This is a genomic window from Acinetobacter sp. YH01020 (assembly GCF_013420275.1).
Taxonomy (GTDB): domain Bacteria; phylum Pseudomonadota; class Gammaproteobacteria; order Pseudomonadales; family Moraxellaceae; genus Acinetobacter; species Acinetobacter amyesii.
In genome coordinates this window covers 1-5,382 of sequence record NZ_VOYN01000090.1, presented here as the reverse complement: position 1 = coordinate 5,382, position 5,382 = coordinate 1, and the positions used below count along the sequence as shown (strand labels likewise).

The 5,382-nt window shown below is 40.2% G+C and carries 2 protein-coding genes and 1 pseudogene; 2 read left to right on the top strand and 1 reads right to left on the bottom strand.

The window, feature by feature from the left end; all coding sequences use genetic code 11:
* Nucleotides 1-193 precede the first annotated feature (193 nt).
* Nucleotides 194-502, top strand: a complete 309-nt coding sequence (locus FTT85_RS17820; protein ID WP_004835530.1) for a helix-turn-helix transcriptional regulator — start codon at nucleotides 194-196, stop codon at nucleotides 500-502.
* Nucleotides 499-1,787 (top strand): annotated as a pseudogene (locus FTT85_RS17815) (type II toxin-antitoxin system HipA family toxin). The gene FTT85_RS17820 and the pseudogene FTT85_RS17815 overlap by 4 nt, the downstream one beginning before the upstream one ends.
* A 17-nt stretch (nucleotides 1,788-1,804) precedes the next feature.
* Here FTT85_RS17815 and FTT85_RS17810 read toward each other — a convergent pair.
* Nucleotides 1,805-5,152, bottom strand: coding sequence for a DEAD/DEAH box helicase (locus FTT85_RS17810; protein WP_180184079.1), 3,348 nt, complete (start codon nucleotides 5,150-5,152; stop codon nucleotides 1,805-1,807).
* Nucleotides 5,153-5,382 lie beyond the last annotated feature (230 nt).

The window sequence follows — 5,382 nt, the reverse complement described above, 5'->3', positions numbered from 1 at the left end:
TTTCATGTACTTATATTAACAATCAAAACTCAAGGAAAATAGTCCTTAGTTAAATCAAACGACACTTCATGTCGTGTCGCTTATATCTCTGACCTGAAGGACAGAGTTTTACGCTCCATTTGATAAATTGCTTTTCAAAAAAAAGAAACTAATATATTTCTTATAGGATCCAAAAGAAATAAATGTATCTACAATGAATAAGTCTTTACTTCAGCAAATCAAAAAAAGACGAACCCAATTGGGCTTAAAGCAAATTGATATGCAATCCCGCACAGGCATTTCAAGACAGCAGTACCAAAAACTGGAAAGTCAGGGCAACCCTCGATTAGAGACCTTAGAAATTATAGCGGCAGGATTAAATGCTCAACTGATGCTCATCCCTGATGATAAGGTTCATTTGATCAGACAATTATTGAATGATGAAATTAAAGTCACTATTGAAGATCAGGATGACTTAATGACTAACCCATGGAAGGGTCTTCTCGGAGGAGAGGAACCATGAATACTGTTGCCGTCCTGAAATTAACATTAAATCACGGTATCGTTGGATACTTGGCAGGATTTCAGAGCGGAAAAAATATTCTGGTTTTTACAGATTCTTTCCGCTTTGATCAGCAACGTCCGACCTTGAGCCTGCTGACTTCCCCCTTGTATCCTCAAGCGGATAAAATTTTAGAAAAGACCTATGTTACACATCAGCGCTTACACCCCTTGCTATCAAACTTGCTACCAGAAGGTGCATTACGTGAACTGATTGCACAAAGCCTCAAAGTACAATAGACAATGAATTTCAGTTATTGGCAGCTTTAGGTCATGATTTACCTGGAGCACTCATTGCGACTCCATTAGATCCAGAAGAAATTCCAGATGAAATAAAATTCAAACTGCAGATCTCGAATCCAGATCAAATTTTAAAGCAAGAGATTCGAACAGATAATAAGTTTTCCTTGGCTGGCGTCCAAATGAAGTTTTCCATGAAAGCCAAAGATGGGCGTTTTACACTAGCACAGGCAACGGAAACGGCTCTACTCGGGGACTGGATTATCAAAACTCCTTCTTCCGGACATGCTTTTGTTCCGCTAAATGAATATTCTATGATGACCCTTGCTAAAACGGTCGGAATAGATGTCCCTGAGATTCGCTTGGTGGATATGACCCTTTTACAAGACCTTCCACCATTAAATTTACCCCAAGAGCAATATGCTTTCGCAATCAAAAGATTTGATAGACAGAGTACTGCTGATACTACAGAGCTTATTCACATCGAAGATTTTGCTCAGATCTTCGGCGCATATCCACATCAGAAATACAGCACCACAAATTATGAGCAGATAGGAAAGATCATTTATCAATTTTCAGATAACAAAATTATTGATATTCAGCAATTTGCCAGCCGTTTACTCATAAATATTTTACTCGCCAATGGAGATGCACACTTAAAGAACTGGAGTATGATTTATTACGATAAAAGTGCACCAAGATTATCACCCGCATACGATATATTAATGACTAGTGTATATATTGAAAATGAGCATCATTTCGCATTAAATCTTGCCAAAAATAAAGATTGGTATTTAGCTGAGATGAAGCATTTTAAGCAATGGGCAGAAAAAGTCGGCGTTCCATGGCGTATCATCAAGAAGCAACTTCACGATATTATGGATAATGCTCGATCATTATGGCCAGCGCTATTACTAGATTTACCTATGATTTCCGCTCATAAAGAAAAATTAAGAGAACATTGGAAAAAATTGCATCCAGACTTTCAGATACTTACAGGTGATTAGGGCAACCAGTAACCAAACTAAAATTTCTCAAACAAGTTCATCACATCATTTTCCGTCAGTTTCGCTTCGCCCTCATGATCGGTACTTAGAATTGACTGTGCCAGTTCGGCTTTATTTTGCTGCAAGGCAATAATTTTCTCTTCTATGCTTTGGTTGGTAATCAGCTTATACACAAATACCGGTTTGTCCTGTCCAATCCGCCATGCACGATCTGAAGCTTGATCCTCAGCAGCAGGGTTCCACCATGGATCATAGTGAATGACTGTATCTGCGGCTGTTAAATTCAGACCGACCCCTCCTGCTTTCAGACTGATTAAAAATACCGGCACTTGTCCAGATTGAAACGCTGTAATGACTTCATCTCGCTTTTTGGTTTTTCCAGTCAGCTTCACATAGCCAATTTCTGCGTGATGGAGCTGTTGTTCAATCAGTTCCAACATTGAGGTAAACTGAGAGAAGATAAGAATTTTTCGCCCCTCTTCTACCATTGGAACGACCATATCGATCAACTGTTCAAGTTTGGCAGAGTGTGCCTGCCCGGTTTTAACTGAATCCAGTTTCAGTAAGCTAGGATGACAACAGACCTGACGTAGCTTCAGTAAGGCATCTAAAATTTGTATTTGACTACGTTTAAAGCCTTTTTCTGCCACAATTTTCTGAATGCTGGCTTGCATCGTGGCACGAACAGCCTCGTATAGCTTGGATTGCTGTTCATTCATATCAATATTGACTTCAATCGTGGTTTTTTCTGGCAATTCTTTAGCAACGTCAGTTTTCAAGCGACGTAAAATAAAGGGTTTAATGCGGTTTACCAACTTTTGCCTTAACTGCTGATCACCGCGTTTTTCAATCGGATAGCGGTATTTTTTATTAAAGATTTCTTGTGAATATAAAAATCCTGGCATCAGAAAATAAAATAATGACCACAACTCACCCAAATGATTTTCCATTGGGGTACCTGTTAGACACAAACGATGTTGCGCTTTTAATTGCCTTACAACCTGTGCAGCTTTAGCACGAGGATTTTTAATATTCTGTGCTTCATCCAAAATGAGTTGATGATATTCATATTGCTTCAGTTGCTCTTCATCTCTCCCCAAGAGCGGGTAGGTGGTTAAAATAATGTCAAATTGTGAAATCTGTTCAAAATACTGATGGCGGTCTGGCCCCTGTAATAGCAAAACCTTGAGTTCGGGTGTAAATTTTTCTGCTTCTTTAAGCCAGTTATGCATCAGTGATGTGGGTGCAATAATTAAGGCTGGCTTGTCCTGCAAATGCCCCGCCTGCTTTTCCATAAGTAAATGCGCTAAAGTTTGTGCTGTTTTACCCAGACCCATGTCATCTGCCAGAATCCCGCCATGTTGGGTTTCACGTAAAAACTGTAACCAACCTAAACCCTGCTGCTGGTATGGACGCAACTGCCCCCGAAAACCCTGCGGTGTTGGCAGTTGTTGCTGATAGCCTTGTTTGAATTTCTGCACAAATTGCTGCAGGTGATCACTGACCTGCCACGTCATACCCAAATGATGCTGTACCTCCAATAATTGACTCGCATCATAACGATCGATGTTACGGTCTTCTTGCTGTAAAATACCACGGAGATGTAACAATACTGGTTTGATGTCCCTGACTGATAGCGCCAAATCAGGTTTATCCCACGCAGTTTCTAGGGTGAAAATTTGGGTATCATCAAGATAACTGAAAGTTTGTGGATCAAGTAAACTAGGATGCTTTTGCACCAAAGCAGCGAGTGCATCAAGTAAATTATAAGAATTGCCTGCACTGTCTTGAACCGTCGCCCCGATATTGAACCAGTCCTGCTGGCTTTCAGACTCAGTGATGGAAATATTTAAATTTTCAACATATTGCAGGTTAAATGGGCTGTATTCCAGATGCTCAATCTGCCAGCCTATCAACTCAATTTGATTGATGGGCATGAGTTGCCTGATCCAGTCTCCATAGAAAGCAAAAACCAGAGAATCGAGAAGATGCTTATCAAGTTTTAATGACTGATCATAGTTAATATCTTTCACCCACTTCAGTGATTCGACCAATAGCTGTAAACGCTGGATTGACTGTTGTTCCTGAACTAAGTCCCGAAGCTGTCGCACCATTTTGCCATGCTGCTCACCAATAAAACTGTCACCTGATGTACCTGCTTTTATTCGCCCACCAGCATAGGAAAATTCAATTTCAGCACAAACAGACTCTTCCCATTTCCAATCAAATTTATCTAAAACACCGAAGCGTAAAATTGGCTGGGGACTTCCCTCAAGGACATCAATATGCTGAATAGACTCGGGCCGAGGCAGATTTTTCACGTCTGAATATTGATGAGTCAGTTTCTCAAACTCTGGCAAGAGCATAGATGGAAGATCAGGCATCTGTAAAAAATGGTACAGAAGATTTGCCGCATATTCACCATATAACTGGCCCACCGTGTTCTGTTGAATATTCACATAACATGGTGGATGGCTCGCGAGAATCTGAATATGTGGATTTGATTTCAAATCGAGTCGAATATCACCATTGACCAATTCAATGTTTAAATGCTCTGTCTGTTTGTTTACACCTTGTTGCCAGATCAGTTCGATGTGATAGCCTTGTTCTGACCATTGAAGTGCAGTATGGCTCTTTTTTTGCCAGTACACATCGCCACTTTGAATAAAAGATTTGAAATGCTCCAATAAAATTCTGGAGATATCAAGATTGCTTTGATAAAAGCGTTCGTCACTGTTTATTTTGGCATAATAATAAATCTGGTTAAATAATTGTCGTTTTTGTTCAGGTAAAGTCAGATGCTTTCTGGTGATATTTTCATATTGGGTATAATAACTTTCCCCCGCAATTGAGCCGTTTTTATTGCGTCTGGCCTTCTGAACATCAACTGTCAATTTCTTTAAGCTGACAGACTGATCTAACAGGTAAATTAAATAATTGTTTGTTTTGACAGATTGCTCTGGTTCAGTCTGTTGTAAATACCGTTTAAAATCATTCAACCAGCGCTGTGCCTGATCATCCCCCCTTAGGCGTTTTGCGATTCCCTGCGGGGATTGAGAGTCAGCATAACGCTGCTGAAATTCCTGGCGATATTCCTGAAAGAATAACCGCGCTAAAGCAGCAGCATGTTTACAGTTATATCCAACCGGACAAGTGCAGTCGTCATCGATTAAACGGTCTTTTTGGGGATTATAGGTAATTGCAGTATCGTAATAATCTGTCCCTTCAATTTGGGCATACATCGTGACATCGTCTTTTTCCTCAAAGAACTCAATCGTTTCCCTATCAATGTGTTTAGCATAGCTAAGGCTGCGCTGAATAGTTGCAGTACTAAAGCGAGATAGAAAATTGATCAATGAGGACATAATTACCAGACACCAAAAATGTTTATACAATTATAACGGACAAAGCTGTCATTTCAGAACAGTAGCCGAACTGCTCAACCTGAGCACAGATTCGACTCACTCATTGACATACTCCCACCACTTTCGACTAGCTCAAGTGGGGGATTCTAAAAGCAAAAGCTTTTAGGTGACTTCCTTGCGGATTTCGCTTGCTTTCTGCTTCAAAGGGCGACCTTTACCGCATCTTCCCT

What these genes read in the sequence shown, in the direction of transcription:
- FTT85_RS17820 (WP_004835530.1), top strand. Translation starts at nt 194, where the DNA reads ATGAATAAGTCTTTACTTCAGCAAATCAAAAAAAGACGAACCCAATTG.
- FTT85_RS17810 (WP_180184079.1), bottom strand. Translation starts at nt 5,152, where the DNA reads ATGTCCTCATTGATCAATTTTCTATCTCGCTTTAGTACTGCAACTATT.